Source organism: Rhodopseudomonas sp. P1 (assembly GCF_039642825.1).
In the GTDB taxonomy this organism is placed as follows: domain Bacteria; phylum Pseudomonadota; class Alphaproteobacteria; order Rhizobiales; family Xanthobacteraceae; genus Rhodopseudomonas; species Rhodopseudomonas palustris_H.
Map to the genome: position 1 here is coordinate 1861154 of NZ_CP088006.1, position 26981 is coordinate 1888134.

The following is a 26981-nucleotide window of genomic DNA, read 5'->3' on the forward strand; positions in this document are numbered from 1 at the left end:
TCACCCGCTTATTATACCTGTTTCCAAACAGGAACCTCGCTACTCCGGCGAGGGTTGAAGGTCCGCCGGCTGCCCCGATCGAGCGGCGCCCGGCCACCCTGGCGGACCGGCAAGAGAGGTCCGTCGTGCAAGTGCGACGTTCGCTCATGACCGGAGACCCCTGCCGATGCTGGACAAGGTGAACGGCGCCGATCTCGCGACGCTGAGTACGCAGGCCCTCAAGACCCGGCTGCTGCAGCTGGTCGACGGGCAGGACGACAAGCGGCTGAGCGAAAAGCTCGCACTGCTGGACGGTCCGCTCGCGCCCTATGTCGACGAGCTGACGCGGCGCAATCCGCATCCGCGCGCCGAGGATCAGGTCGCGGCCGTGATCGGGGTGTGGACGCCGGTATGGTCGACCATCCCGTTTCACCATGCGCTGCCGGGCCGGATTCCCTCGCAGTCCTACCAGATCTTCCGTGACCGCGGCTTCTACGCCAACGTCGCGCACCATGCGCCGGGGCACCAGAACGCACTGCTGCACAGGCTGACGCCGCTCGGCCTCGCCTGCAATCTGATGCTGGTGCAGCGGTTCGAGGTCACCGGCGGGCGGTGGCTGATCGAGAACATCGGCATCGAAGTCGCGCGCGGCCGTCGCGACAAGGGCCTCAGCATCGACGACGCCGAAGCCTGGTTCGATGCGGTGCTGGAGCAGAAGCTCGATCGCGCCGAAGCTCCGAACGTCACCCTCGGCGCTCCCGACCTTAGCCGCCTCGACGCGGCATCAGCGAAGCGGCTGGCGAAGTCGTTCCAGGCCAAGCCGATGATGCAGAACATCTACCTCGACGACGATCTGCGCCTGATCCGAAGCCAGCGCGAAGCCACACAGCGGCCGTCCTACACGATCGGAGTCCGGCGGCGTTGAAGCGCCGGCGACCGTCTCGTCGCGCGACCACGCGATGATCCGCCCCTCGCTGCGATAGCGACGGGGCGCACAACTCGGGCGCCGTCGGCGCCGCGAGACCGCGCAGGCATGGCTGTTGGGGATTTGAATCTATGGTCGCGGCAGGGCAGAGCGGAGCGCTCGCTCCAGCCATCACCGTCATCGTCCGGCTTGTCCGGACGACCCAGTATCCCAGAGCTTCCGTTGCACCGTGCGAAAGTTGCACCACGGGCAGTCTGCAATACTAGATCCCCCGCATGCGCGGGGGATGACGACGGAGAAAGGGTGATGAAGGAGGCGAGGGATGACGACGACGAGGCGTCCGGCGCTGATCCGAGGAGCAGCCGCGCGCGAGCTACTCCGCCGCGACCGCGCGTGGCCGCGTCGTCGCCAGCTTCAGTACGTCGCGATACGACGGCGCTACGGTGACGCGGTCGAGCAGGCCCTTTTGCTGCAGCAGCCGATGCGCTTCGGGAAGGTTGTAGCAGGGCAGGTACATGAACAGGTGATGCTCGGCGTGGTAATTGACCCAGTACGGCGCGATCAGCGCGCGCTCCAGCGGATTGGCCAGCGTGGTGCGGGCCTGGCTGAACGGATCGGCGCCGGTCGAGGTGCAGGCGTGTTCGGCGATGTTGCGCACCCGCGTCACCAGCGGCAGCCAGGTCGCCATCGCCACCAGCCAGACGCCGACGTACCAAATGCCGGCGCCGGCCAGCCAGAACAGCATCAGCAAGACGGCGTTGGCCGCGAGGAAGCGCTGGGTGCGCGCCTTGCCGCTGGCGACGAAGCTGTCGTGCTTCGGCGCGCCGCTGTCCGCCGGCGCGAACAGCGCCTTCAACGCCGGCAACCGCTGCTTGACGAACGTTTGCCCGGTGAGATCGCGGATCGCCTTGCGGGCGAAGCTGTCCTTGCTGATCGGGAACGGCGCCGACAGCACCAGATCGGGATCTTCGGGCTGCTGGGTGTATTTGTGATGCTACAGATGATAGCGGCGATACGCCGGCAGATCGGCGCCGACCGGCACCGCGCACAGCCATTGCCCGATCCACTCGTTAAGCTTCGGATTGCGATGCAGGCCGCCATGCGCCGCCTCGTGCATCAGGATGGCGAGGCCGAGCTGCCTGGTGCCGACGATCATCACCGCGATCAGCCAGGTCAGCGGGTTCGGCCAGATCGTCACCAGCGCGACGGCGAGGGCGATACAGCCCCAGGCATGCGCCACCAACCACAGGCCGCGAGCCGAGCTGCGATGCGTCAGCCGCGCCCATTCGTCGGCAGAGAAAATCGTCTTCGGATCGATCCGCGCCACTGCCGGCATCGCCGCCTCCCTGATGTTGTTTTTTGGTAGTGTCGGGGAAGCGGCCGGCAGCGTCAATCGGCGGTGCGCGTGACGATACTGACTTCCGAGGTGAGGGTGCGGTGCACCGGGCACTTGTCGGCGATCTCGATCAGCTTGGCGCGCTGCTCGGCGGAGAGATCGCCCTCGATGCCGATCACCCGTTCGATACGGTCGAGCAGCCCGACCTTGGTTTCGCATTCGACGCAATCCTCGGCGTGGATCTTGGTGTGGCTCAGTGTCACCGTGACGCGATCGAGCGGCAGCTCCTTGCGTTCGGCATAGAGCCGCATCGTCATCGCGGTGCAGGCGCCGAGCGCGGACAGCAGCAGGTCGTACGGCCCCGGACCGCTGTCGCGGCCGCCGACGCTGGCCGGCTCGTCGGCCAGCAGCCGATGCGGTCCGACGCTGATCTGCTGCTGGAACTTGCCGTCGCCGGTCTCCTGCGCGGTGACGAGGCGCGGCACTTCGGGGGCGCCGGCGGTCGGGGCCGGCGGATCGGCATCGATGTAGCGCTGCGCCCATGCGGCGATCACGCTCGCCGCGTAGGTCGCATCACGGCGATCGCTCAGCAGATGGTCGGCATGATCGAGCGAGACGAAGCTCTTCGGATGCCTCGCCGCGAGGAAGATCTTGGTGGCGTTGTCGATGCCGACGGTGTCGTCGGTCGGCGCGTGCAGGATCAGCAGGGCTTTGTGCAGGTTGGCGATCTCGGCCATCAGATTGTGATCGGCGATGTCGTCGAGAAACTCGCGCTTGATCGTGAACGGCCGTCCGGCAAGCGAAACATCGACCTGTCCTTCAGCGCGGATCGTCTCGACCTGACCGGCAAACAGTCCGGTGACGTGCGACGGATCGGACGGCGCCGCAATGGTGGCGACCGCCTTGGCCTCCGGGATCTGCGCCGCGGCCGCCAGCACCGCAGCGCCGCCGAGGCTGTGGCCGATCAGCAGCGACGGCGCCCGATGCGACGACCGCAGATGATCGGCGGCCAGCACGAGGTCGGCGACATTGGACGAAAACGTCGCGTTCTCGAACTCTCCCTCGCTGGCGCCCAATCCGGTGAAGTCGAAGCGAAGGACAGCGATGCCGCGCGCCGCCAGCGCCGCCGAAATGCGCCGTGCCGCGAGGTTGTCCTTGCTGCAGGTGAAGCAATGCGCGAACAGTGCATAGGCGAGCGGCTGCGCATCCGGCAGATCAAGCGCCGCCGCAAGCTGATTCCCGCCGCTGCCTGGAAACTGGAAACGTTCGGTGGGCATTGTGCGTGCTCCTAGTTTCGCGTCATTGCGAGGAGCGAAGCGACGAAGCAATCCACTTCAGTGCACGAGGCTGGATTGCTTCGCTTCGCTCGCAATGACGGGTGGACTCTCTTCGTCACAGATCGTCATTCCGGGTTCGCGCCTGTCGGCGCGCCCCGGAATGACCCGCGCGGCGTCAATCGCTCGAATAGCGCTGCTCTTGCCATGGATCGCCGCGGTTGTGATAGCCGCGGACTTCCCAATAGCCGGGCGCGTCGTCGTCGCGGAATTCGATGGCCTGCAGCCACTTCGCGCTCTTCCAGAAATACAGATGCGGCACGACGAGACGCACCGGGCCGCCGTGCTCCTGATCGAGCGGCGTGCCAGACCAGCTGTGGGCGATCAGCGCATCCGCGGCGGCGAAGTCTTCGATCGTGAGATTAGTGGTGTAGCCGTCGTAGCTGTGCAGCACGACGAAGCGGGCGGCATCGGTCGGCTGGCAGGCGTCGAGCAGCGTTCGTGTCGCGAGCCCCTGCCAGCGATTGTCGTAGCGCGACCAGGTGGTCACGCAATGGATATCGGAGACGATGTCGGCCTGCGGCTGGGCCATGAACTGCGCCCAATCCCAAAACACCAGCTGCGCCACCGAGCCATAGACGTCGAGCCGCCAGCGGTCGCGGCCGATCTGCGGCGTCAGGCCGAGATCGAGCACCGGCCAGTCTTTCACCAGATGCTGGCCCGGCGGCAGCCGTTGCTCATCCGGCCGGACGTGCCGGCCGGTGAGAAATTTGCCTTCTGCCGCCCAGCGCTGCTTGCTGCGGGTGAGTTTAGACTCCGGCGGCAGTTCGGCATCGTCGGACATCGGCAACCTTTCGGGCGTGAACTCAGCTCGGCTTGCCGAACAGCAGCGGCAGGCTGCGCGGGCCCCGGACTGTGCCCTCCGACCAGCGCACTTTTTGTGACGGGTCGAGCCTAAACGAAGCAATCCGCTTCAGCCACTCCTCGATCGCAACCGTCATCTCCATCCGCGCCAGATTGGAACCGACGCAGCGATGGATGCCGAGGCCGAACGCAACATGCGGATTCTCCTTGCGGTCGATCATCACGCGGTCGGCCTCGGGAAACACCGATGGATCGCGGTTAGCGGCGGGGAACGAGAGCAGCACCATGTTGCCCGGCTTCACCGGGCAGCCGGCGATCGAGGTTTCCTTCATCACCTCGCGGGCCATCGTCACCGGCGAGTAGGCGCGCAGGAACTCTTCGATCGCGGTCGGCATCAGCTCCGGCTCGGCCAGCAGCCGCTCACGATCGGCCGGATGCGTGGCGAGATGCCACAGCGCTGCGCCGATCGCGCTCCAGGTGGTGTCGATGCCGGCGATCAGTAGCAGCCGCAGCGAGCCGAGCACATGCGCGTCCGACAGCGGCTGGCCCTTGTCGTCGCGGGCGTTCATCAGCGTGGTGATCAGGTCGTCGGTCGGCCTTTGCTTGCGGTGCTCGATATGGCCGTGGAAGTAGGCGCTCATTTCGAACACCGCCTTCATCAGGATGGCGTCGTCGTTGATGCCGAGTTCGAGGATTTCATGAATCCAGCGGATGAAGATGTCGCTGTCGTCTTCCGGAATGCCGAGCATGTGGCAGATGGTCTTCACCGGAATGTGCTTGGTGTAGGCGGTGGCGGCGTCACAGCCGTCGTCCTCGATGAAGGCATCGATCAGTTCATTGCAGATCGCGCGCACCCGCGGCTCGAGCTTGGCGACCGCATCGGGCGTGAACGGCGGCAACAGCAGTCGCTTGGCTGGTTTGTGCTCGGGCGGATCGGAGGTGATTGGCGGTGCCGGCGGCGGCGATGCCGAGCGGACGTTGCGGACGATGATCCGCCGCGACGAGAAGTGATCGGTGTCGTAGGAGATTTCTTTCACCGCCGCAAACGTGGTCGGCATGTAGCAGCCGAGAAACCGGTCGGTGTGAACCAGCGGACTGGCCGAGCGCAGCTCGTCCCAGATTGGATAAGGGTTTTCGGTCCAGCGCGGATCGGTGTGGTCGAAGTCATTGACCCAGTCGGTGACGGGTGCGCGTTCGCTCATGTCTGGCGTTTCCTCTGCTGAATGTCGGTGCGGTCTTGGCGCCGCTCGAACGGGGAGAAGGCGGAGTGATCAAGCTTCGTCGATGACGATCGCGTTCTCGGGGCAGTTGGACTTGGCCAGCCATGCCTGGTCGATCAGCGCGGTGGGCACCGTGCCGTCGCCGGTTTCGTGGGCATTTCCGTAGTCGTCGAGCTCGAACAATTCAGGAGCCAGCGCCTTGCAGCGCGCATGACCCTGACACTTGTCCTGGTCGACGTGGATTTTCAGCGTCTCGGACGCTCTCAGATGATCGGACATTGGCGTTTCCCTATCGTCCGCCTTTGTCGGCGGATCTATCGGTGTTGCAACACGCCGGAGAGTAGCACAGCCTGTTGCAACCGCCAGTCCCGAGGGCGCCTACAGGCTGGCAGGCGCCGGGCGCGGGTCGATCGGGGTGGTGCTCTTCAGGCCGAGGATATCCTCGAGCAGTGCGGCGCCGGCGAGCAGGCCGGCTTCGTTGCGCGGTTTTGCCACCATCTGCAGGCCGATCGGCAGCCCGGTTGCGGTGAAGCCGCAAGGCAGCGACAGGGCCGGGCAGCACACCAGCGTGATCGCATAGACGATGCCGAGCCATTCGACATAGTTGCCGAAGGTGTGGCCGTTGCATTCGGCGAGGTAGCGCTGCTCGACCGGGAACGGCGCGGTGATCGTTGCCGGGCACAGCAGCAGATCGTAGGTCTTGAAGAACTCGATCGCCCGCGCCGCCATCGCCACCCGCTGCGCCTCGGCCTTGGCGAGATCGTCGACGCTGAGCTTCAGGCCTTGTTCGATATTCCAGATCACTTCGGGCTTGAGCAAATCGCGCTTGGTGCGCAGCAGGTCGGCCTTGCTGATCGCAAAGTCGAACGCGCGCAGTGCCTGGAAGCACTCATGCGCTTCGGACAAATCCGGCTGCGCCTGTTCGACGATCACGCCGGCTTCGGCGAAACGTTCGGCCGCCTTGCGGGTGACGGCGGCGACTTCCGGATCGACCGGCGTGATGCCAAGATCGGGCGAATACGCCACGCGCAGCGGCTTCTGCCGCGACCGCGCTGCAGCGAGGAACGAGGTGGCGGGCGAGGGGATCGATAGTGGGTCGGCGGCGTATTCACCGCTCATCGCGTCGAGCAGCAGCGCGACGTCCTCGACATTGCGGGCCATCGGGCCCTGGACGCCGAGATTGCGGTCGATCTTTGCCGCCGGCGTGTGCGCGACTCGGCCGAAGCTCGGGCGCAAACCGACGATGCCGCAGAAGCTCGCCGGATTGCGCAGCGAGCCGCCCATGTCCGAGCCGTGGGCCAGCCATGCGGTGCCCGACGCAAGGGCCGCCGCGGCGCCGCCGGACGAGCCCGCCGCCGAGCGCGACAGATCCCACGGGTTACGCGTCGCGCCAAACACTTCGTTGAACGTATTGGCGCCGGCGCCGAATTCCGGCGTGTTCGACTTGGCGTACACCACGCCGCCATTGCCTTCGAGATGCTCGACAATCAGGTCGGAGCGCGCCGGGACATTGTCCTTGTAAATCGGCGAGCCCTGGGTGGTGAGCACGCCTGCGACCGCGGTGAGATCCTTGATCGGCACCGGCAGACCCGCCAAAAGACCGCGCTCCGCCGGCGGTCTTTTCATCAGCTCGGCGGCGTGAGCGCGGGCGCGATCGAAGCACAGCGTGGGGAGAGCATTGACGGCGCCGTCGACTTCGGCAATCCGCTCTTCGAGCACGTCGAGAACCTCGATCGGCGTCACCTCGCCGGACTTGAGCTTGTCGACCACTGCACAAGCGGTTTCCTTTACCAGCGCCTGATCTGCCGCCACCCTGTAACTCCCCTGAGTTGATCGCGCGGCGGTATCAGTACATCACCGTCAGCGCTTTTGGACCGGATACCAAGACTAGACGCAATGGGTACCCCGGACCGCTTCACAACCTGCCGGTCCGGGCCTTATATCGCGTCATGGGACTCTTCTCACATAACGACTCGAACGGCCACAACCTGACCGGGTTCTGGCTGCTGTCCCGCAGATTTTGGCTGAGCGGCAAGCCGCGCGTCACGGGCCTGATCGTGGTGCTGATCGGCGTGGTGCTCGCACAACTGCTGGTTCAGTTTTATCTCAATTTGTGGAATCGGCATTTCTTCGATGCGCTCGAACGACGTGATGCCGGCGCCTTGTGGACGCAGACCGGGATATTCGTGATGCTGGCCGCCACGAGCGTGCTGGTCGCGGCGACCTCGGTGTGGGGCCGCATGACCGGGCAGCGCAAATGGCGCGAGTCCATGACATGTGAAATCCTGGCGCGCTGGTCGCGAAAGGACCACAACGTCCCAATCGATGGTACAGATCACGGCGCCGAAAACCCGGAATATCGCCTCGCCGAGGATGTCCGGATCGCCACCGACTCACCGGTCGATCTGATCCTGGCGTTTCTGTCGTCGGTGCTCACGGCGCTGACCTTCTTTAGCGTGCTGTGGAGCGTCGGCGGCAGCATCGACATCAGCGTGTTCGGTCATCGCGCCGAGATCCCGGGTTACCTCGTCGTCGGCGTCGTCGGATATTCCACCCTGATGACCGCGCTGATGCTGTGGTTCGGCCGGCGCATGACCAGCATCAGCGAGCGTCGCAACCAGAACGAAGCGGAATTCCGGGCCGCAGCCGAGGTGATGCGCGGCGGGCGTCCCGCCAGCGAGGCCGACGAGAAGGCCTGGATGGCGAAGCTGGCGCGGCGTCTGCAGGAGGTGCTGCGGTCGTGGCGTGAGTTGTGCTGGCAGCTCGTCGACATGACGCTGGTGTCGCACAGCAACTTTCTGTTCGCGCCGGTCGCCGCGTATTTCCTGTGCTTTCCGAAATATCTCGCCGGCGCGATGACGCTCGGCGAGGTGACGCAGAGCGCGGCGGCGTTCGTTACCGTGCAGGGCGCGGTGAACTGGCTGGTCGACAATTATCAGCGGCTGGCGGACTGGCGCTCGTCCGCGAACCGTGTCGCGGCTCTGCTGGCCGCGATCGATGCGATGCCGGACCGCTCGCCGGCGACGCCAGCCGAGGCGTCGCGCGAATTGGCGTCGTCGTAAGAGCCCTGCCTGCTGGTTCAGGCGCTCGCGCCGCGGGCGTGACGGATCACGTCGGCGAACCAGTTGAACGACGCCTTCGGGATCCGGCGCAGCGTCGCATAGTCGATGTAGATCAGCCCGAAGCGGACGCTGTAGCCGGATTCCCATTCGAAATTGTCGAGCAGCGACCAGACCATGTAGCCGCGGACGTCGGCGCCGGCGGCGACCGCCTGGTCGAGCGCGGTGATGTAGTCGCGCAGGAAGGCGATCCGGCCGGGGTCGATCACCTCGCCGTTGGCGTCGGGTTTCTCGATATTGCTGCCGTAGCCGTTCTCGGTGACGTAGACCGGCTTGCCGTAGCGGCGGCTGATCTCGATCAGCGTATCGCGGAAGGCGTCCGGCTCGATCGTCCAGTCGATCGGCGAGCGCGGAATGCCTTCCGGCTTCGGGCCCCAGCCGAGTCCGACGATCGCGTTCGGATCTGAGTTGATATAGACGGGGCTGTAGTGGTTCAGGCCGAACCAGTCGAGCGGCCGGTGGATGCGCTCCATGTCGCCCGGCTGGATAAACGGCTTGATGGCGTCACGGATCAGGTCGGGGTACTCGCCGCGATATTGCGGATCGGCGAAGGCGCGATTCCAATAGTCGCTGATCAGCTTGGCCTCGGCGACGTCTTCCGGCTTGTCGCTCGACGGGTACACCGGCTGATAGTTGGTGACCAATCCGATCTTGGCGTCGGGGACGGTCTCGCGCAGCATGTCGACGGCGGCGCCGTGCGCCAGATTGACGTGATGAATCCAGCGATGCAGCTTCTCATCTGCGCTGCGGTCGCGCGCGCCGAATGAGCGGCTGAACAGGCTGAAGATTCCGGGCTCGTTGAAGGTCGCGAAGTGCTTCACCCGCTTGCCGTAGCGCTCGCCGATCACCCGGGCATAGTCGGCGAACCAGCCGACGATCTCGCGGTTCATCCAGCCGCCGCGCTCTTCCAGCGCTTGCGGCAGATCCCAGTGATACAGACAGATCCACGGCTCGATGCCGGCAGCTTCCAGCGCGTCGATCAGGCGATCATAGAAGGCGAGGCCGGGCTCGTTGATCGCGCCGGTGCCTTGCGGGAAGATCCGCGGCCAGGCGATCGAAAACCGATACACCTGAATCCCGAGCGCCTTCATCAGCGCGACGTCTTCCTGGTAGCGATGATAGTGATCGCAGGCGACGTCGCCGGTGTCGTTGTTGGCGACGTAGCCGGCGCGGCAGTACACGTCCCAGATGCTCTGGCCGCGGCCGTCTTCGTTGGCGGCGCCTTCGATCTGGAAGCTCGCCGTCGACACGCCCCAGATGAAGTCTTTGCGGATGTGTGACAGCATCGGCAAACCGGGCATGGGCTCAGATGCGGGAGGGGTGAGCGACGAGGCCATGGCGAAATCTCCGATTGCAGGTGTCATTTGATACGCCGCGCCGCTGACGGCGCCGCTTGCGTTGAATCAAACAGCGACGTTGTGACGCCCGTGCGGTTGACGATCGGTTGCGGCGCGGCTGTGGTGAAAGGCCTGCGCGGCAGCACCGTCATGGCTGCGTTGCAGCCGGCGCGGCCGTTGTGGTTCAGGCCGGCCAGCCGGCGCTGAGACCGCCATCGACCGAGAAGATCGCACCGGTGGTGTAGCCGGACCGGTCGGAGGCCAGATAGGCCATCAGGTCGGCGATCTCGCGCGGCTGCGCCGGGCGGCCGAGCGGAAGGTTTTTCTGCAATTCGAGGTAGCGGCTCTCGTCGCCGAGCTCGGCCTTGGCGCGGCCCTTCATCCGCCCCAGATAGCGATCGGTACCGACCGGGCCGGGGTTGATGCCGACGACGCGGATGTTGTCGGCGAGGCTGCGGCTGCCGAGCGCCCGGGTAAACGCCATCAGCGCAGCGTTGCCGGCAGAGCCGCAGATATAACCGGCGTCGAGCCGTTCGCCGGCCGCGCCGATGTCGTTGATGATGACGCCGCCGCCGCGCGCCTTCATCTGCGCGTACACCAAGCGGGTGAGATCGATGAAGCCGAACACCTTCAGATCCCACGCATGGCGCCAGGTCGCATCGTCGATCGCGTCGATCGTGCCGCGCGGAATATCGCCCGCGTTGTTGACCAGGATGTCGATATCCGCCGCCTGAGCGGCGAGCTGCGACAGGTCCGTCTTGTTGCGCAGGTCGGCGACGTGGACTGCGACGCCAACGCCGTGCTGGTCGCGGAGCCGGGCGGCGAGGGCTTCCAGCGCATCCTTGTTGCGGGCGGCTAGCCGCAGGTGACAGCCTTCCTCGGCGAAAGCTTCGGCCGCGGCGGCGCCGATGCCCTTCGACGCGCCGGTGATAAGGACGCGCTTGCCGCGCAGATGCAGGTCCATCGAGTGCCCTTCGGTGAGGTCCGGTTCGGCCGGACGCCGCCGTTACAGATAGCCCTCTCCGGCCTCGGCGGCAAAGCGCGCCGGATCGCCTTCCCAGACGATGCGGGCATGTTCGAGCATATAAACACGGTCCGCGTGCGGCAGCGCGAAGGTGACGTTCTGTTCGCCGAGCAGCACGGTGATCGACGAGGTCTGGCGCAGCTTCTCCAGCGCCTTCGACAGCTGCTCAAGGATCACCGGCGCGAGCCCGAGCGTCGGCTCGTCCAGGATCAGGATCTTCGGCTGCATCATCAGCGCGCGGCCGATCGCCAGCATCTGCTGCTCGCCACCGGATAAGGTCTGGGCGAGCTGGCCATGGCGTTCCCGCAGGATCGGAAACAGATCGAACAGCCATTCGATCTGATTGTCGCGGACGTCGTCGGCGAGGTGATAGCCGCCGAGATCGAGATTTTCGCGCACCGTCATTTCGCCGAACAATTCGCGGGATTCCGGGCACTGCACGATGCCGTCGCGGGCGATCTTGGCCGCCGAGGTGCCGCGCAGGACTTCGCCGCCGCGCTTGATCGCGCCGGTGTAGGGCAGCAGCCCGGAGATGGTGTTGAACAGCGTGGTCTTGCCGGCGCCGTTGAGGCCGACTACCGAGACGAACTCGCCCTCGTGGACGTGGATCGAGACGTTCTCCAGCGCCTGGGCTTTGCCGTAGAACACGTTGACGTTCTCGACCTGCAGCAGCGGCACCTTGTCGTGGAAACTGGTCTCCGGCCGTGCCGAGGTCTCGATCGCGCCACCGAGATACACCCGGCGCACCGTCTCGTTCTTCATCACCTCGCCGGCGGCGCCGGTGCAGATCTCTTCGCCGAGATACATCGCCAGCACGCGGTCGACCAGCGCGGCGACGCTCTTGACGTTGTGGTCCACCAGCAGCACCGCGCGGCCTTCATCGCGGAAGCCGGCGATCAGTTCGGAGAAAGTGCCGACCTCTGCCAGCGTCAGGCCGGCGAACGGCTCGTCGACCAGCACCACCTTGGGATCGCGCGCGATCGCTTTGGCCAATTCGAGGCGGCGCAGGTCGGCGAACGGCAGCGTCGGCGGCTTCCGCCGCATCACCGCGCCGAGGCCGACGCGTTCGGCAATCGCCTCGGCGCGTTCGACCAGCGCGCGATCATGAAACAGCGCCAGCAGGCTGTCCGGCAGCAGCGCCACCATGATGTTTTCCAGCACGGTCTGCCGGTTCAGCGGCCGGGAATGCTGAAACACCATGCCGAAGCCCTTGCGGGCGATCTTGTGCGCCGGCAGGCCGGCGACGTTCTCGCCCTGAAACACGACCTCACCAGAGGTCGGGCGTTCGATCCCCATGATCGATTTCATCGCGGTGGATTTGCCCGACCCGTTCGGTCCGATCAGGCCGAAGATCTCGCCGGCGCGCAGGTCGAACGACAGGTTCTTGACTGCGGTCAGGCCGCCGAACCGTTTGGTCAGACCGCGGACTTCGAGGGTGGGAGCGAAGTTGCTGGAGACGGCGTCCATCAAGTCCTGGCCTCACGCGACATGGCCGCTCCGAGGAAGCCGCCGGGGAAGAACAGCACGACGAGCAGAGCGATCGCCGAGACGATGAAGGTGGCGAGTTCGCCGGTCGGGCGCAGGAATTCGCCGGCGACGATCAGAAACACCGCGCCGAGCGCAGCGCCGATCACGGTGCGTCGCCCGCCGAGCACGGCGGCGACAATCACGTTCACGCCGACTGCGACGTCCACCACCGTGCCGACCGAGGCGGTGCCGAAGTAGAACACCAAGAGCGCGCCGGACAGGCCGGAGAAGAAGGCGCTGACCACGAACGCGAACAGCTTGTGCTTGACAATGTTGAAGCCGAGTGCGCCGGCCTGGACCGGATCCTGGCCCGAGGCCTGCAACACCAGGCCGATCGGCGATTGCGACAGGCCGTAGAGGATCGCGCCGCTCACCGTCATGAAGCCGAGCGCGATCCAGTAATTGGCGCCGGCGTTGATGGTGATGACGTCCGGAATGGTCAGTCCGATCTCACCACCGGTGAGGTCGGCAAACACCACGATGAAGTTCTGCAACATCAGCACCGCGACCAGGGTGGTCAGGCCGAAATACGGCCCGCGCACCCTTAGCGCCGGCAGCGCCAGGATGAAGCCGGCGACCACCGAGGCCATCGCGCCGATGAAAATGCAGAAATACGGCGACAGGCCGTATTGATTGTTGATGATGCCGGCGGTGTAGGCGCCGACGCCGATCAGGAAGGTGGGGCCGAAATTGACCTCGCCGGCGAAGCCGAACAACAGGTCCCAGGCCATCGCGAATACGCCGAAATAAAACGCCACCGTCAGCAGGCCGAGAATGTAGCCCGAGACATAGAGCGGCAGTGTCGAGGCGACTGCGACCACCAGCAGCGCGATCCAGAACAATCGTGACGTGAAGAACCCCATCTCAGCGCCTCCCGAGCAGGCCCTGAGGCCGCAGATACATCACCGTGACCAACAGCAGCAGCGCCGGGATGGTGCGGTAGGCCGGCGAAATCATGTAGGCGGTGAAGGTTTCGAGATAACCGACCACGAAGGCGGCGATCAGCGAGCCGGAGACGCTGCCGAGCCCGCCGAGCACCACGATCGAAAACGCACTCGCGGTCAGCGGTCCGACACTGTAGGACGACACCCCGAGGAACATGCCGAGCAGCACGCCGGCGATGCCGGCGAGCACGCCGTAGATGATCCACACCACGACATAGATGTTGGTGAGTTCGAGCCCGAGCAGGGTGACGCCGCGCGGGTTCATCGATGCTGCCAGCACCGCCTTGCCGATCTTGGTGCGGTTCACCAAGAGCCACAGCAGCGCGATCACCAGGCAGCAAACCACCGCGGTGAAGATCTCGTTGCGCGGGGTGCGGACGCCGAAGATCTCGACCACGCCGTTGACGATCGGCAGCACGGTCTTGGCGTTGTTGGTGAAGAAGTAAGCGATCGCCTCCTGGATCATGATGCCCCACAGCAGGGTGCCGGTGAGGACGAAGATTTCCTTCTCCTCATTGGCGATCCGCCGCGAGCGCTGGATCGGCTGCACCACCGCGAAATAGGTGAGCAGCGCGATCACCAGCGCGGTGGCGATGCCGATCAGCGCGCCGGCGTAGCTGCCGACGCCGAACGTGCTCGACGCTGCCCAGGCCGCAACCGCGGCGGCGACCATGATGGCGCCATGCGACAGGTTGAGCACGCCGGAGACGCCGAAGATCAACGTGAACCCGGTCGCGCCCAGCGCATACAGCGCGCTGATGGCGAAACCGTCGATCAGGATTTGCAGGGCGAGCATTACGGATTCATGTCCAGTCTGTCTGATCTCACGTTCGTCATTCCGGGACGCGCCTTTTGGCGCGGGCCCGGAATCCATAACCCCAGCGGTGGTTATGGATTCCGGGTTCGCGGGCTGCGCCCGCGCCCCGGAATGACAAACGTGAGGAGGAGGACGTTGATGCAAAAATGCTCCCGGCGTTTCCGTCCGGGAGCATTGGGTTCATCGTCAGTTCGCGGCAGCCTTGATGAAGGCCGGGAACTTGATCTTGGCTTTGGCCACTTCCGGCGGCCACACCGCGACCTGCTTGCCGTCCTGCCATTGCAGCATCAGACCGGTGAGCAGGCCCTTGCCGTATTTCAGGCCGTGGGTGAACGGCTCGTCCTTGCCGTAGAACTGGACGCGGCCGATCGTGCCTTCGTAATCGGTCTTTTCCAGCGCCTCGACCAGCTTCTCGCCGTCGGTGGAGCCGGCGCGCTTCACCGCTTCGGCGATGTAATAGACCTCGTCATAGGCGGTGTAACCGGCGTAGGACGGATAGTTGCCGTACTTCTTCTTGAAGTTCTCGGCGAACGGCACCGACTTCGACGTCACCGCGACGCCGGGGCCCGACACGCCCTGATACAGCACGCCGTCGGACGCGTTGTTGGTGTCCTTGCCGAAGGTTTCGTTGGTGGCCTGCGAGGCGATGCCGAACATCGGGATCGGCACCTGCTGGTTCTTCCACTGCACCGTCGGCTGGACGCCGACATGCGAGATGCCGGTGATGATCACGTCCGGCTTCGAGCCTTCGATCTTATTGAAGATCGGCGTGAAATCCGTGGTGTCGGGCGAGAACCGGATGTGGTCGAGCACCTTGAGCCCAACCTTTGGCAGGCACTCCTGGTAGCCGACGTCGAGCGGCTTGGTCCAGGCGGCGTCCTCGCTCATGATCACGGCGGTCTTCATCTGCCGGGCGTCGACCAGCAGATCCTTCGCGGCATCGCACACCGACTGGGCAAGTTCGCCCGAGGTCAGATAGCCGTGGAAGGTGTATTTGTTCTTTTCGTAGTCCTTGTTGACCGCCTTGGTGATCTCGTTCGACGCGGCGCCAGGCGTCACGAACGGCGTTTTGAGTCGAGACGCCCAGGGCATCAGAGCCAGCACAACTTCCGAGATGTAGCTGGCGATCACCGCGTTGACCTTGTCTTCATTCACGGCGCGCTGGAAGGCGCGCACTGAATCGGCGGACGAAGAGTGGTTGTCGTAGCTGACGATCTCGATCTTGCGGCCGTCGATGCCGCCTTTGGCGTTGATTTCTTCAGCGGCGAGCTGCGCGGCCTGCGGAATCGACGCGCCGGCGATCGCCTGCGCTTCGGCGATCACGCCGATCTTGATCGGGTCGGCTGCGAGTGCCGACGAAGCACCGAATCCGAGCGCAGTCGCGGCGACCATAGCGCGCATCGACCACGAACGGACATTCGAGGGGGCTGGAGACATGGCGTTTCCTCTTTATTGTCTTTGTTTGGTGGCGCGTTGGCCGGCGGCTTGTTGATCAGCCACGAAAAGTGTAGCGCGCGTTTTGTCGCAGGCAAGCACAATGCTTTCGCATTCACGCGGATTCGCTATGTGCAGCGCAGCGTTGAACGCCAACGTACTTTGGGCCAGATGAAACCGCGCCACGCGCGACACAAAGGGGAACCGAGTTGAATCAGAGCAAGGATCAGTATCGCATCGCCGTGATCGCAGGCGACGGCATCGGCAAGGAAGTGATGCCGGAAGGACTGCGCGTGCTCGAAGCGACCGCGAAGAAGCATCGGGTCAAACTGGCGTTCGACCATTTCGATTTCGCCAGCTACGATTATTACGAAAAGCACGGCCAGATGATGCCGGACGACTGGAAGGAGAAGATCGGCGGGCATGACGCGATCTTCTTCGGTGCCGTCGGCTGGCCGGCGAAGATTCCGGACCACATTTCGCTGTGGGGCTCGCTGATCAAGTTCCGCCGCGAGTTCGATCAGTACGTCAACCTGCGTCCCGTGCGGCTGATGCCCGGGGTGCCGTCGCCGCTCGCCGGCCGCAAGCCGGGAGATATCGATTTCTGGGTGGTGCGCGAGAACACCGAGGGCGAATACTCCTCGGTCGGCGGGCGGATGTTCCCGGACACCGAGCGTGAGTTCGTCACCCAGCAGTCGGTGATGACCCGTGTCGGCGTCGACCGCATTCTGAAGTTCGCGTTCGAGCTGGCACAGTCGCGGCCGAAGCGGCATCTCACCTCGGCGACCAAGTCGAACGGCATCTCGATCACGATGCCGTATTGGGACGAGCGGGTCGAAGCGGTGGCCAAGAGCTACCCGGAGGTGAAGTGGGACAAGTACCACATCGACATCCTCACGGCGCACTTCGTGCTGCATCCGGACTGGTTCGACGTGGTGGTGGGCTCCAATTTGTTCGGCGACATCCTGTCCGACCTCGGCCCGGCCTGCACCGGCACGATCGGAATTGCCCCGTCGGGTAACATCAATCCGGAAGGCGACTTCCCGAGCGTGTTCGAGCCGGTGCATGGCTCGGCGCCGGACATCGCCGGCCAAGGCATCGCCAATCCGATCGGGATGATCTGGTCGGGCGCGATGATGCTGGAGCACCTCGGCGAGAAGCAGGCGGCGGATTCGATCGTCAAGGCGATCGAACGCACCTTGGAGGAGCGCACGCTCCGCACCCGTGATCTCGGCGGTCAGGCCGACACCTCGGCCTGCGGTAAGGGCGTGGCCGAGATGGTGGAGTAAGCGCTCCGCTGGGAAGCACGCAGAAGCCGGCGTCAGCGGGTCGGTGACGCCCCTGCTGCGCTGGCCCGGACCAGCGTCATCGGCTTGCGGACGCGGCGCCGCTGCCGGATCTGCGGCGGCTGCCGGAGCGGGCGGCGCGGCTTCAGCGCGATCGCGTAGCCGGGCTTGCGGCTCGGCAGCGGCGGAAGCGGACGAACCCGATTGTGGGTCGTTTTACGCTGCTGACGCTTGCTTGCCGCCTTACGGGCGCCGCGTGCAACGGGCCGGCGGTTTTGCGAGGGCCGCGGCTTGGTGACCTCCCGCGGCCGCGGCGCGACGATGCGGGTCGACGTCCGCAGCAGGAGTGGGGCCGGCTCAGCTACGGGCTGAACCGGCGTCACGGCCGGAGCCAGCACTGCCGAGCTCTGCGTGTTGTTGGGCGGCGGAAGCGGAGTATTGCGGTTTGCGTGTGCCGAGACGTCTGCGCCGGCATCGTGAATCCGCACCACGCGTCGCGGCGGCGTGGGGCCGTCGCGGTGGATGCTGAACGCGAGATAGGCGGCAATTAGGACAGCCACGAGCAAGGTGATCGGCGCGCCGACCATCAGCGTACTGGCCATCACGATCATCGCGACCGCAGCCGCCTTCAACAGCTTGTCGCTGTCGTCGAACAGTCGCTCGAGCCACTGCCATTTGCTGCGGGTCCAGATCGGCGGATCGAACCGAACGCCGAACGAGGCGCGTGCCTGGGCGAAGCCCAGTTCTCGCGCGGAGAGCAAGTACCACGTAACAAAGAAAGCCAGCAGGAATGCCAGCGTGCCGACGAGGCCGGCGGCAGAACCGATGATGATGACCACAGCGAGGGCGAAGATCGCGTACCAATCCTTCATGGGAATGACTCCGTGCGATTCGTAAGTATCGCACAGACTTAGTTCGCGTGCCGTTGATTCGGATCAGGCAGAGGCGCCGGCTCTCGCGGAAGCGGGCCGCCCATCCCTGCATTCTGCGGTAATTAATTGCCGCTGTTAGGACCTAGCTGGCGGCCGCGATCCGCCGGCAATGCGCGCGCGCCGCTGCGATGAGGTTGTCGCTCGCCTCCGGGGTACGGAAGGCCGAATGCGCCGAGAGCGTGACGTTGGGCAGGTCGGTGAGGGGATGGTCGGCGGGCAGCGGCTCGATGTCGAACACGTCGAGCGCGGCATGGCGGAGGTGTCCGGAGCGCAGCGCGTCGATCATCGCGGCCTCATCGACGAGGGCGCCGCGCGCGGTGTTGACCAGGATTGCGCCCGGCCGCATCGCGGCGATCCGCTGGCGCGACAGGAACCCGCGGGTCTCGTCATTGAGCAACAGATGCATCGAAACGACGTGGCTGTCGCGCAGCAGGGTGTCGAGATCGACGAAGCTGACGCCGTCGATCTGCTTCGTGCTCCTGTTCCAGGCGATCACCTTCATGCCCGAGCCGTAAGCGATCCGCGCTACTTCGGCGCCGATGCCGCCGAAGCCGATCAGGCCGAGGGTCTTGCCGGTGAGCTGCATGCCGTCCTCACGCAGCCATTGCCCGTGCCGCATCTCGCGATCCATGATCGCAAGATTACGGGCCGCCGCCCACATCAGCGCGATGGTCCCTTCTGCAACCGCAGTGTCGCCGTAGCCGCGGATGAGGTGAACCTCGATGCCGAGCTCGGCGAGCTCTTCGACGTTCATGTAGCTCCGGGCGCCGGTGCCGAGAAACACCACGTGCTTCAGCCCGGTGCAGCGCCGTGCGATTTCGGTCGGCAGATAGGTGTGGTCGATCATCGCGATGGCGCCGCCGGCCAGCACATCCGGCAATTGCTCGGGTGTGACGTCCGGGTCGCGGTGGATCTTCACTGGTGGATCGCCGGGCGTCGCCATGCGCTCCATCAGCTCGGCAAGCGTATCGCTGGCGTCGACGAACACCGCGTGCATTGTGATCTCCCCCCGAAATCTGCTGGTGTTGCCGGCGATTACTTGGCGACGCCGGCGAGCGACAGCACGGTGTGCAGCAGCACGTTGGCACCGGCTGCACAGTCGGGCTGGGTCGCGTCTTCGAGTTCGTTGTGGCTGATGCCGTCCTTGCACGGGACAAAGATCATCGCGGTCGGAATTCGAGTGTTGAGGTTGCAGGCATCGTGGCCGGCGCCGGAGGTGATGCGGCGGTTCTGATAGCCGAGGGCGTTGGCGGCGTTCTCGACGCTGCCGACCAGGGCAGGATCGAAGTGCGTCGGCTCCTTGCGCCACACCAGATCGAGCGCGACCTCGACCTTGCGCCGGGGCGCGATCTCGGCAACCGCAGCGCGCAGCCGCTGGTCGAGCTGATCCATGATCGCCGCATCGGCGCTACGCATGTCGATGGTGAAGGCGATCTCGCCGGGAATGACGTTGCGCGACGGTGAGGCGATCACCGCTTCGCCGACGGTGCCGACGGCATTGGGGCCGAGCTCGGTTGCGATCTTTTCGACCGCCAGCACGATCTCCGACAGCGTCGCCAGCGCATCGCGGCGCAGATGCATCGGCGTCGATCCGGCATGGCTTTCGAAGCCGGTGATCTTGCCGTCGTACCACAGCACGCCCTGGCCGTGATCGACCACGCCGATGGTCTTGCCTTCCGCTTCCAGGATCGGGCCCTGCTCGATGTGCAGTTCGATGAATCCGGTAAACGGCTGGGCGCCGACCGGCTTGTCGCCGCGATAGCCGATGCCGTCGAGTGCTTCGGCGACGCTGATGCCGGCTGCATCCTTACGCGACAGCACGTCCTCGACCGTGAAGTCGCCGACGAACGCCGCCGAGCCCATCATTGCCGGGGCGAACCGCGAGCCTTCTTCGTTGGTCCAGTTGGTGATGCACAGCGGCAGTTCGGTCTCGATGCCGGCGTCGTTGAGCGTCCGGATCACTTCGAGGGCAGCGAGGGTACCGAGGATGCCGTCAAACTTGCCGCCGGTCGGCTGAGTATCGAGATGTGAGCCGAGGCCGATCGGCGGCTTGGTCATGTCGCGGCCCTTGCGCAGCGCGAACATGTTGCCGAGGGAATCGATGCTGACCTCAAGCCCTGCCTGCTCGCACGCCTGGCGAAACCAGTCGCGCACCTGCTTGTCTTCCGCCGACAGCGTCAGCCGCTTGACGCCGCCCTTTGGAGTGCCGCCGAACTGCGCGGTGCCGAGGATGGTGTCCCACAGCCGCGAGGAATCGATCTGCAGGTTCGAGGCAGTCTTGGTCATAGTCACTCCGGAAAGTCAGCGCGGACGCGCGAGGCAGAACGAAAGTGTGTCAAGCCGGCTGGGCGCGCGTCAACCAATCGCCGGTTCAACGACGTGGGCAATATCGCGGAGCTGCATTGCAGGATCGGGCATGAAGCCGCCGGTGTGTGCGATCTCGGCTGCGAGCTCGGCAACGCGCTCGATCGCCACCGTGTCGGGCGAAGCGAGCCAGCTGGCGGAGAACCGCAGCGGCGAGATCTTCAGGTTGGTCTGCAACAGCTGCAGCCGGCCTTCGGCGAGTTCGTTCTCCACAATCGCGGTCGGGATCACCGCGATGCCGAGGCCTTCGATCGCCATGTGGATCACCGTGCCAAGCGACGCCGACGCATGCAGGCGGATCGGCGGCAGCTCCGGCTTATTGAACAGCGAGCGCACGATCTCATAAGGCTGCGTCTTGCGCGGGAAGGTGATGATCGGAAATTTCGCCAGATCCCCTACAGTCAGCGGACCGTTGCCGAGGCCGAGGGACGGGCTGGCGAGGAAGCCGATCGGATATTCGCACAACACCCGGCTGCGCACGGTCGAGGCCGTCATCGGGCCGAGCAGGAACGCCAGCTCGATCTCCTGTGCGAGCAGCCGCGCGCGCAGGTTGGGCGTGATGTCGACTTCGATTTCCAGCGACAGATTGGGATAGACCCGGTTCACCTGTTCGATCAGCCGCGGCAGCCAGGTGTGGACGATCGTTTCGGCGACGCCCAGCCGCAGCACGCCGCGCATACTCGACTGATCGCTCACCGCCGCCATCATCTCGGTCCGCAGCCGGATCAGCTTTTCGGCATACAGCATCAATTGCCGGCCGCTCGGCGTCGGTGAGGCGACCCGGTGGTCGCGCTGTAGCAGCCTGACCCCGAGCTCCCGCTCCAGTTGCGCGATCCGCTGCGAGATCGCCGGCTGGGTTGTGTTCAGCTTCTGCGCTGCGCCGCGGAAGCTGCCGAGCGTGACGACCCAGATGAATGTTTCGAGCGCTTTGAAGTCCACCATCGGTCGACTCCTTTGGTCGATAAGACAGGTTTATTGTTTCCGATCAGAAACAAAGATTAGACATTATACTAGGCTTCCGCTCCTCTACTGTCGAGAGACTAGGCAGGACGAGCGAATGACTGTTTTTGCGGCAGAGCAACAGTTCCACGACGCCGAAAGGCCGCTTCCTTCCCATCAGGCCCGGCTTGCCTGCCGCGCCGGACTCGCCGAAACGACGGCCGGTGTGGCGCCCGGTTTCGTCCAGGGCAACTTGGCGATCCTGCCGGAAAAATACGCCGCCGCCTTCCACCGCTTCTGTCAGCTTAACCCAAAGCCGTGCCCGATCGTCGGTATGTCTGACGTCGGCAACCCGATGATTCCATCGCTCGGAATCGACCTCGACATCCGCACCGACCTGCCGCGCTACCGGGTCTGGCGGGATGGCGAGCTGGCCGAAGAGCCGACCGACATTCTTGCGCAGTGGCGTGACGACCTGGTCGCCTTCGTGATCGGCTGCTCGTTCTCGTTCGAAGAGGCGCTGCTCGCGGACGACATTCCGATCCGCCACATCGAGGAGAAGGTGCGGGTGCCGATGTATCGCACCAACATCCCGTGCGCGCCGGCCGGTCCGTTCTCCGGGCCGATGGTGGTGTCGATGCGGCCGCTGAAGCCGAAGGACGCGATCCGGGCGATCCAGATTACCTCGCGCTTTCCCTCCGTTCACGGCGCTCCGGTGCATATCGGATTGCCGCAGTCGATCGGGATCGCAGACATCGCTAAGCCGGACTATGGCGACCCGGTGCCAATCGGCTCCGACGAATTACCAGTGTTTTGGGCCTGCGGTGTCACTCCCCAGGCGGTGATTGCCGCCGCTAAAGTCCCGTTCGCCATTACCCACGCGCCCGGATTGATGCTTGTCACCGACCTGAAGAACAAGCACCTTGCCGTGCTGTAACGCCGAACCGAACCTCTGACCGCTTCACTCCCAACGCTGGTAGCAAAGGAAGACGTCATGAAGATCAATCGCCGTAACCTCGTTCTCGGCGGCGCGGCCAGCGCCGCTTTGCTGCCGTTCGCGACGGCACGGGCCGAGACCAAGGAAGTCGTCATCGGTGTGATCTATCCGTTGTCGGGATCGAGCGCCCAGATCGGCGTTGACGCGCAGAAGGCGTTCCAGACCGCCGCCGAACTGATCAACAACAAGTACGATTTCGATCTGCCGCTGGCGCGCGGCGAGGGCCTTCCGGGCCTTGGCGGTGCCAAGGTTCGACTGGTGTTTGCCGACCATCAGGCCGATCCGCAGAAGGGCCGCGCCGAAGCCGAGCGGCTGATCACTCAGGAGAAGGTCTGCGCCATCGTCGGCACTTACCAGAGCGCCGTGGCGGTCACCGTCAGCCAGGTGTGCGAGCGCTATCAGGTCCCATTCCTGTCGGCCGACAACTCCTCGCCGAGCCTGCATCGCCGTGGCCTGAAGTATTATTTCCGGCCGGCTCCGCACGACGAGATGTTCTCGCAGGCGATGTTCGATTTCTTCGATGCGCTGAAGAAGAAGGGCCAGAAGATCGAGACCCTGGCGCTGTTCCACGAAGACACCATCTTCGGCACCGACTCGTCGAACGCGCAGCTCAAGCTGGCGCAGGAGCGTGGCTACAAGATCGCGGCGGACATCAAGTATCGCGCCAACTCGCCGTCGCTCACCGCCGAGGTGCAGCAGCTCAAGGCCGCGGACGCCGACGTGCTGATGCCGTCGAGCTACACCACCGACGGCATTCTGTTGATCCGCACCATGGGTGAGCTCGGCTACAAGGCCAAAAACATCGTGGCGCAGGACGCCGGCTTCTCCGAGAAGGCGCTGTATGACGCGGTCGGTGACAAGATTCCGGGCGTGATCTCGCGCGGCTCGTTCTCGATCGACCTTGCGCAGAAGCGGCCGATGGTCGGCAAGATCAACGACATGTACAAGGAGAAGTCCGGCAAGGACTTCAACGACTACTCGTCGCGGCAGTTCATGGGCCTGATCGTGATGGCCGACGCCATCAACCGCGCCAAATCGACCGACGGCGAGAAGATCCGCGACGCGCTGGCCGCCACCGACATGCCGGGCGAGCAGACCATCATGCCGTGGAGCCGCGTCAAGTTCGACGAGACCGGCCAGAACACCTTCGCCGACCCGGTGCTGCTGCAATATGTCGGTGGCAAGTTCGTCACCATCTTCCCCACTCAGGCCGCGGTCGCCGACGCGATCTGGCCGATGCCGTAACGCAAGAGTTGAAACGGGCGCACCTTGGTGCGCCCGTTTGTGCGAGGAGCCTAGCGACGACGCAATCCAGCGCTGGGCTCCTGTTTTGGATTGCTTCGCTTCGCTCGCAATGACGGAGAGAGGACTTTGACCACCGCGACGATCATCCAGTCTCTCGCCAGCGGTCTGCTGATGGGACTTCTGTACGGCTTGGTCGCGGTCGGCCTGGCTCTGATCTTCGGCCTGATGGACGTCACCAACTTCGCCCACGGCGAATTCCTGATGTTGGCGATGTACATCACCTTCTTCCTGTTCGCGTTCTTCGCGATCGATCCGATCCTCGCCGCTCCACTCGTTGGGGCGGCGATGTTCATATTCGGCGCGGTGATCTACCTATTGGTCGTCAGATTTGCGATGAGAGCCAGAGCCAATATCGGCATGGTGCAGATCTTCACGACCTTCGGCCTCGCGATCCTGATGCGCGGCCTGGCGCAGTACTTCTTCACCCCCGACTATCGCAGCATCAACGTCTCCTGGCTCGGCGGCAAGACGCTGGAGATCGGCGGCGTGTTTCTGCCGGTGCCGCAGCTGGTCGGCGCACTGGTGTCGATTGCCGCGTTCGGCGCGCTGTACTTCTTTATGAAGAAGACCGACTTTGGCCGAGCTTTGGAAGCGACCCGCGAGGACGCCGGCGCGGTGGCGCTGGTCGGCATCGACAAGAATAAGGTGTTCGCCTTGGGCTGGGGGCTGGGTTCAGCCCTGATCGGGCTCGCCGGCGCCGTGATGGCGATCTTCTTCTACATCTATCCCGATGTCGGCGCCTCGTTCGCGCTGATCGCCTACGTCACGGTGGCACTCGGGGGCTTCGGCAGCGTGTTCGGCGCCTTTGCCGGCGGCATCATCGTCGGTCTGGTCGAGGCGACCACCGCGATGATCCTGCCGCCGTCGCTGAAGTCGATCGGGATCTACGCCGTTTATCTGCTGGTTGTGTTCATTCGGCCGCGTGGCCTGTTCGGATCGATCTGATGGACGAGGCTTATCTCAAACGCCGCCGCCGCGACCTGATCGTCGCCGCTCTGCTCGCCGCCGCCGCCGCTTGCGCGCCGCTGTTCATCAAGGACGTCTACGTCCAGAACATCATGGTGCTGACCCTGATGTATGCGGCCTTATCGCAAGGCTGGAACATCCTGGGCGGCTATTGCGGTCAGATCTCGCTCGGCCACGCGCTGTATTTCGGCCTCGGTGCCTACACGACGGCACTGCTGTTCACCAAGCTCGGCGTGCTGCCCTGGTTCGGCATGATCGGCGGCGGCATTATCTCCTCGGTGATCGCGCTGGCGCTCGGCTATCCGACCTTCCGGCTGCGCGGGCACTATTTTGTCATCGCCACGATCGTGATCGCCGAGATCGGCTTCCTGTTGTTCCACAATTGGGATTGGGCCGGTGCGGCGCTCGGCATCGACATCCCGGTGCGCGGCGACAGCTGGGCCAAATTCCAGTTCACCCGCAGCAAGCTGCCTTACTATTACTTCGCTCTTGTGTTCTGCTGCCTCGCCTGGCTGATCACCTGGTGGCTGGAAGACTCGAAGTGGGGCTACTGGTGGCGCGCCGTGAAGGACAATCCGGATGCCGCCGAAAGCCTCGGCGTGGTGGTGTTCAACTCCAAGATGGGCGCCGCCGCGGTGTCGGCGTTCCTCACTGCGGTGGGCGGCAGCTTCTACGCGATGTTCGTGTCCTACATCGATCCTGAAAGCGTGATGACCTTCCAGTTCTCGCTGCTGATGGCGCTGCCCGCCGTTCTCGGTGGCATCGGCACGCTGTGGGGGCCGGTGCTCGGCGCTGCGATCCTGATTCCGCTGACCGAGCTGACGCGGTCGTTCGTCGGTGGCTCGGGACGCGGCGTCGACCTGATCCTGTACGGCAGCGTGATCGTGGTGATCGCGCTGGCGCGGCCGGAAGGCTTGATCGGGCTGTTCTCCCGCCGTCCGACTTCCAAGGGAGTGCCGCAATGAGCGAGACACTTCTGGAGACCCGCGGCGTCTGGCAGCGCTTCGGTGGCCTCGTCGCCAACAGCGACGTCTCAATCAAGGTCGGACGCGGCGAGATCGTGGGCCTAATCGGCCCGAACGGCGCCGGCAAGTCGACGCTGTTCAACCTAATCGCCGGCGTGCTGCCGCCGACCCAAGGCTCGATCATCTTCGACGGCGAGGATGTCACCAAATTGCCGGCCACCGCGCGCTGCGCCCGAGGGATCGGCCGGACCTTCCAGGTGGTGAAGAGCTTCGAGTCGATGACGGTGATCGACAACGTCATCGTCGGCGCGTTGATCCGTACCACCGTGATGCGCGAAGCGCGGCGCAAGGCGCATGAGGTGCTGAAGTTCTGCGGCCTGGATGCGCGAGCCGACGTGCTCGCCAGCCAGCTGATCCCGTCGGAAAAGCGCCGGCTCGAGGTCGCCCGCGCGCTTGCCACCGAGCCGAAGCTGTTGCTGCTCGACGAGGTGCTTACCGGCCTGACGCCCACCGAGGCGGAGAAGGGCGTCGAACTGGTGCGCCGCGTCCGCGACGCCGGCGTCACGGTGCTGATGGTCGAGCACGTCATGGAAATCGTCATGCCGCTGGTCGACCGTGCCATCGTTCTCGACCTCGGCAAGGTGCTCACCGAAGGCAAGCCGGCCGACGTGGTGCGCGACCCGAAAGTCATCACTGCTTATCTTGGGGATCGTCATGCTGTCGGTGCGTGAGGTCACCACCGCCTATAAGGGGCTGGTCGCGATTTCGAACGTTTCGATCGAGGTCGAGAAGGGAGAGATCGTTTGCGTCGCCGGCGCCAACGGCGCAGGTAAATCGACGCTGCTGAAATCGATCGCCGGCGCCGAGCGGATCCGCTCCGGCCAAGTGCTGTTCGACGGCGAGCGGCTCGACGGCGTCCCGCAGCATTTGATCACCAAGCGCGGCGTTGCCTATGTGCCGGAGAACCGCCGGCTGTTTCCGCGCCTCTCGGTGCACGATAATCTGCGGCTCGGAAGCTATCTCTACCGCGGTGAAGCCGACCGTGAGAAGCCGCTGGAATTCGTATTCAGCCTGTTTCCCCGGCTGCAGGAGCGGCTTGAGCAGCGTGCCGAGACATTAAGCGGCGGCGAGCAGCAGATGCTGGCGATCGGCCGCGCGCTGATGACACGGCCGCGCCTGTTGATGCTCGACGAGCCGTCGCAGGGCATCATGCCCAAGCTGGTCAGCGAGATCTTCCAGTCGGTGAAGAAGATCCGCGACGCCGGCATGACCGTGCTGATCGTCGAGCAGCGCATGGCCGAATGCCTCGAAATCGCCGACCGCGCCTACATTCTACAGACCGGTCGCGTCCTGATGCAGGGCAAGGCCGCTGAGCTGATGGATAACCCGGACGTCCGGAAGGCGTATCTGGGGCTCTAGAGGCCGGT

24 protein-coding genes and 1 pseudogene are annotated in these 26981 nt (G+C 64.8%); 9 read left to right on the plus strand and 16 right to left on the minus strand.

All coding sequences use genetic code 11. From position 1 onward, the window contains the following. Positions 1-166 precede the first annotated feature (166 nt). Positions 167-904 carry a hypothetical protein gene (locus LRC39_RS08670; RefSeq protein ID WP_346296961.1) on the plus strand — a complete coding sequence of 246 codons (738 nt, stop codon included), beginning with the start codon at positions 167-169 and terminating at the stop codon, positions 902-904. 373 nt (positions 905-1277) lie between these two features. On the opposite strand, the pseudogene LRC39_RS08675 reads toward LRC39_RS08670, so the two are convergent. The 6 genes and pseudogenes from LRC39_RS08675 to LRC39_RS08700 form a co-directional block, all read right to left on the minus strand. Beyond that, positions 1278-2240: pseudogene (locus LRC39_RS08675) on the minus strand (fatty acid desaturase family protein). A gap of 53 nt (positions 2241-2293) precedes the next feature. Further along, the gene (locus tag LRC39_RS08680) at positions 2294-3517 is read right to left on the minus strand and encodes a bifunctional alpha/beta hydrolase/OsmC family protein (RefSeq protein WP_346296962.1); all 1224 of its coding nucleotides are present in this window, start codon (positions 3515-3517) and stop codon (positions 2294-2296) included. Positions 3518-3692: 175 nt separating this feature from the next. Continuing rightward, complete coding sequence (locus LRC39_RS08685; RefSeq protein ID WP_346296963.1) at positions 3693-4358, minus strand: sulfite oxidase-like oxidoreductase; 666 nt, start codon at positions 4356-4358, stop codon at positions 3693-3695. Between the two features lie 22 nt (positions 4359-4380). Then, positions 4381-5580, minus strand: a complete 1200-nt coding sequence (locus tag LRC39_RS08690; RefSeq protein ID WP_346296964.1) for a cytochrome P450 — start codon at positions 5578-5580, stop codon at positions 4381-4383. 69 nt (positions 5581-5649) lie between these two features. Then, positions 5650-5877 (minus strand): ferredoxin, encoded by a 228-nt coding sequence (locus LRC39_RS08695; protein WP_107343710.1) that lies wholly within the window; start codon positions 5875-5877, stop codon positions 5650-5652. 99 nt (positions 5878-5976) lie between these two features. Further along, positions 5977-7410 carry an amidase gene (locus LRC39_RS08700; RefSeq protein ID WP_346296965.1) on the minus strand — a complete coding sequence of 478 codons (1434 nt, stop codon included), beginning with the start codon at positions 7408-7410 and terminating at the stop codon, positions 5977-5979. Positions 7411-7547: 137 nt separating this feature from the next. Between LRC39_RS08700 and LRC39_RS08705 the strand changes: the two genes are divergently transcribed. Further along, the gene (locus LRC39_RS08705; RefSeq protein WP_346297486.1) at positions 7548-8660 is read left to right on the plus strand and encodes an SbmA/BacA-like family transporter; all 1113 of its coding nucleotides are present in this window, start codon (positions 7548-7550) and stop codon (positions 8658-8660) included. Positions 8661-8677: 17 nt separating this feature from the next. Here LRC39_RS08705 and LRC39_RS08710 read toward each other — a convergent pair whose 3' ends face one another. From LRC39_RS08710 to LRC39_RS08735, 6 genes are all read right to left on the minus strand, one after another. Further along, complete coding sequence (locus tag LRC39_RS08710; protein WP_346296966.1) at positions 8678-10054, minus strand: GH1 family beta-glucosidase; 1377 nt, start codon at positions 10052-10054, stop codon at positions 8678-8680. A gap of 184 nt (positions 10055-10238) precedes the next feature. Then, positions 10239-11018 (minus strand): SDR family oxidoreductase, encoded by a 780-nt coding sequence (locus LRC39_RS08715; protein WP_346296967.1) that lies wholly within the window; start codon positions 11016-11018, stop codon positions 10239-10241. Between the two features lie 42 nt (positions 11019-11060). Then, the gene (locus LRC39_RS08720; RefSeq protein WP_346296968.1) at positions 11061-12545 is read right to left on the minus strand and encodes an ATP-binding cassette domain-containing protein; all 1485 of its coding nucleotides are present in this window, start codon (positions 12543-12545) and stop codon (positions 11061-11063) included. After that, a complete protein-coding gene (locus LRC39_RS08725) occupies positions 12545-13468 on the minus strand; it encodes a branched-chain amino acid ABC transporter permease (protein WP_107354908.1) in 924 nt (307 codons plus the stop codon). Before LRC39_RS08725 ends, LRC39_RS08720 begins: the two co-directional genes overlap by 1 nt. Before the next feature lies 1 nt (position 13469). After that, positions 13470-14345, minus strand: a complete 876-nt coding sequence (locus tag LRC39_RS08730; RefSeq protein WP_346296969.1) for a branched-chain amino acid ABC transporter permease — start codon at positions 14343-14345, stop codon at positions 13470-13472. Between the two features lie 207 nt (positions 14346-14552). Next, complete coding sequence (locus tag LRC39_RS08735; RefSeq protein WP_234822401.1) at positions 14553-15767, minus strand: ABC transporter substrate-binding protein; 1215 nt, start codon at positions 15765-15767, stop codon at positions 14553-14555. Between the two features lie 308 nt (positions 15768-16075). On the opposite strand from LRC39_RS08735, the gene LRC39_RS08740 reads away from it, so the two are divergent. Further along, on the plus strand, positions 16076-17089 hold the full coding sequence (locus LRC39_RS08740; RefSeq protein ID WP_263991700.1) for a tartrate dehydrogenase: 1014 nt from the start codon (positions 16076-16078) through the stop codon (positions 17087-17089). Between the two features lie 32 nt (positions 17090-17121). Here LRC39_RS08740 and LRC39_RS08745 read toward each other — a convergent pair whose 3' ends face one another. From LRC39_RS08745 to LRC39_RS08760, 4 genes are all read right to left on the minus strand, one after another. Beyond that, entirely contained in the window at positions 17122-17958 is an 837-nt protein-coding gene (locus LRC39_RS08745; RefSeq protein WP_346296970.1) for a hypothetical protein, read from the minus strand. A 142-nt stretch (positions 17959-18100) separates the two neighbouring features. Then, complete coding sequence (locus LRC39_RS08750) at positions 18101-19015, minus strand: NAD(P)-dependent oxidoreductase (protein ID WP_346296971.1); 915 nt, start codon at positions 19013-19015, stop codon at positions 18101-18103. Positions 19016-19053: 38 nt separating this feature from the next. After that, on the minus strand, positions 19054-20304 hold the full coding sequence (locus LRC39_RS08755) for a Zn-dependent hydrolase (protein ID WP_107343722.1): 1251 nt from the start codon (positions 20302-20304) through the stop codon (positions 19054-19056). Between the two features lie 69 nt (positions 20305-20373). Then, positions 20374-21324, minus strand: coding sequence for a LysR family transcriptional regulator (locus LRC39_RS08760; RefSeq protein WP_107343723.1), 951 nt, complete (start codon positions 21322-21324; stop codon positions 20374-20376). A gap of 115 nt (positions 21325-21439) precedes the next feature. On the opposite strand from LRC39_RS08760, the gene LRC39_RS08765 reads away from it, so the two are divergent. From LRC39_RS08765 to LRC39_RS08790, 6 genes are all read left to right on the plus strand, one after another. After that, the gene (locus LRC39_RS08765; RefSeq protein ID WP_346296972.1) at positions 21440-22258 is read left to right on the plus strand and encodes a putative hydro-lyase; all 819 of its coding nucleotides are present in this window, start codon (positions 21440-21442) and stop codon (positions 22256-22258) included. A 57-nt stretch (positions 22259-22315) separates the two neighbouring features. Further along, complete coding sequence (locus LRC39_RS08770; protein ID WP_011157474.1) at positions 22316-23563, plus strand: ABC transporter substrate-binding protein; 1248 nt, start codon at positions 22316-22318, stop codon at positions 23561-23563. Between the two features lie 126 nt (positions 23564-23689). Continuing rightward, the gene (locus tag LRC39_RS08775; protein WP_107354916.1) at positions 23690-24568 is read left to right on the plus strand and encodes a branched-chain amino acid ABC transporter permease; all 879 of its coding nucleotides are present in this window, start codon (positions 23690-23692) and stop codon (positions 24566-24568) included. Continuing rightward, positions 24568-25554 (plus strand): branched-chain amino acid ABC transporter permease, encoded by a 987-nt coding sequence (locus LRC39_RS08780; RefSeq protein ID WP_346296973.1) that lies wholly within the window; start codon positions 24568-24570, stop codon positions 25552-25554. The genes LRC39_RS08775 and LRC39_RS08780 overlap by 1 nt, the downstream gene beginning before the upstream one ends. After that, positions 25551-26285, plus strand: coding sequence for an ABC transporter ATP-binding protein (locus LRC39_RS08785; RefSeq protein WP_107354918.1), 735 nt, complete (start codon positions 25551-25553; stop codon positions 26283-26285). Before LRC39_RS08780 ends, LRC39_RS08785 begins: the two co-directional genes overlap by 4 nt. Beyond that, a complete protein-coding gene (locus LRC39_RS08790) occupies positions 26269-26973 on the plus strand; it encodes an ABC transporter ATP-binding protein (protein ID WP_107343729.1) in 705 nt (234 codons plus the stop codon). Before LRC39_RS08785 ends, LRC39_RS08790 begins: the two co-directional genes overlap by 17 nt. Positions 26974-26981: the final 8 nt, after the last annotated feature.

What these genes read in the sequence shown, in the direction of transcription:
- LRC39_RS08710 (WP_346296966.1), bottom strand. Translation starts at nt 10,054, where the DNA reads ATGGCCTCGTCGCTCACCCCTCCCGCATCTGAGCCCATGCCCGGTTTG.
- LRC39_RS08750 (WP_346296971.1), bottom strand. Translation starts at nt 19,015, where the DNA reads ATGCACGCGGTGTTCGTCGACGCCAGCGATACGCTTGCCGAGCTGATG.
- LRC39_RS08685 (WP_346296963.1), bottom strand. Translation starts at nt 4,358, where the DNA reads ATGTCCGACGATGCCGAACTGCCGCCGGAGTCTAAACTCACCCGCAGC.
- LRC39_RS08725 (WP_107354908.1), bottom strand. Translation starts at nt 13,468, where the DNA reads ATGGGGTTCTTCACGTCACGATTGTTCTGGATCGCGCTGCTGGTGGTC.
- LRC39_RS08715 (WP_346296967.1), bottom strand. Translation starts at nt 11,018, where the DNA reads ATGGACCTGCATCTGCGCGGCAAGCGCGTCCTTATCACCGGCGCGTCG.
- LRC39_RS08740 (WP_263991700.1), top strand. Translation starts at nt 16,076, where the DNA reads ATGCCGGAAGGACTGCGCGTGCTCGAAGCGACCGCGAAGAAGCATCGG.
- LRC39_RS08720 (WP_346296968.1), bottom strand. Translation starts at nt 12,545, where the DNA reads ATGGACGCCGTCTCCAGCAACTTCGCTCCCACCCTCGAAGTCCGCGGT.
- LRC39_RS08690 (WP_346296964.1), bottom strand. Translation starts at nt 5,580, where the DNA reads ATGAGCGAACGCGCACCCGTCACCGACTGGGTCAATGACTTCGACCAC.
- LRC39_RS08735 (WP_234822401.1), bottom strand. Translation starts at nt 15,767, where the DNA reads ATGCGCGCTATGGTCGCCGCGACTGCGCTCGGATTCGGTGCTTCGTCG.
- LRC39_RS08680 (WP_346296962.1), bottom strand. Translation starts at nt 3,517, where the DNA reads ATGCCCACCGAACGTTTCCAGTTTCCAGGCAGCGGCGGGAATCAGCTT.
- LRC39_RS08780 (WP_346296973.1), top strand. Translation starts at nt 24,568, where the DNA reads ATGGACGAGGCTTATCTCAAACGCCGCCGCCGCGACCTGATCGTCGCC.
- LRC39_RS08765 (WP_346296972.1), top strand. Translation starts at nt 21,440, where the DNA reads ATGACTGTTTTTGCGGCAGAGCAACAGTTCCACGACGCCGAAAGGCCG.
- LRC39_RS08695 (WP_107343710.1), bottom strand. Translation starts at nt 5,877, where the DNA reads ATGTCCGATCATCTGAGAGCGTCCGAGACGCTGAAAATCCACGTCGAC.
- LRC39_RS08785 (WP_107354918.1), top strand. Translation starts at nt 25,551, where the DNA reads ATGAGCGAGACACTTCTGGAGACCCGCGGCGTCTGGCAGCGCTTCGGT.
- LRC39_RS08670 (WP_346296961.1), top strand. Translation starts at nt 167, where the DNA reads ATGCTGGACAAGGTGAACGGCGCCGATCTCGCGACGCTGAGTACGCAG.
- LRC39_RS08790 (WP_107343729.1), top strand. Translation starts at nt 26,269, where the DNA reads ATGCTGTCGGTGCGTGAGGTCACCACCGCCTATAAGGGGCTGGTCGCG.
- LRC39_RS08705 (WP_346297486.1), top strand. Translation starts at nt 7,548, where the DNA reads ATGGGACTCTTCTCACATAACGACTCGAACGGCCACAACCTGACCGGG.
- LRC39_RS08760 (WP_107343723.1), bottom strand. Translation starts at nt 21,324, where the DNA reads ATGGTGGACTTCAAAGCGCTCGAAACATTCATCTGGGTCGTCACGCTC.
- LRC39_RS08770 (WP_011157474.1), top strand. Translation starts at nt 22,316, where the DNA reads ATGAAGATCAATCGCCGTAACCTCGTTCTCGGCGGCGCGGCCAGCGCC.
- LRC39_RS08745 (WP_346296970.1), bottom strand. Translation starts at nt 17,958, where the DNA reads ATGAAGGATTGGTACGCGATCTTCGCCCTCGCTGTGGTCATCATCATC.
- LRC39_RS08730 (WP_346296969.1), bottom strand. Translation starts at nt 14,345, where the DNA reads ATGCTCGCCCTGCAAATCCTGATCGACGGTTTCGCCATCAGCGCGCTG.
- LRC39_RS08755 (WP_107343722.1), bottom strand. Translation starts at nt 20,304, where the DNA reads ATGACCAAGACTGCCTCGAACCTGCAGATCGATTCCTCGCGGCTGTGG.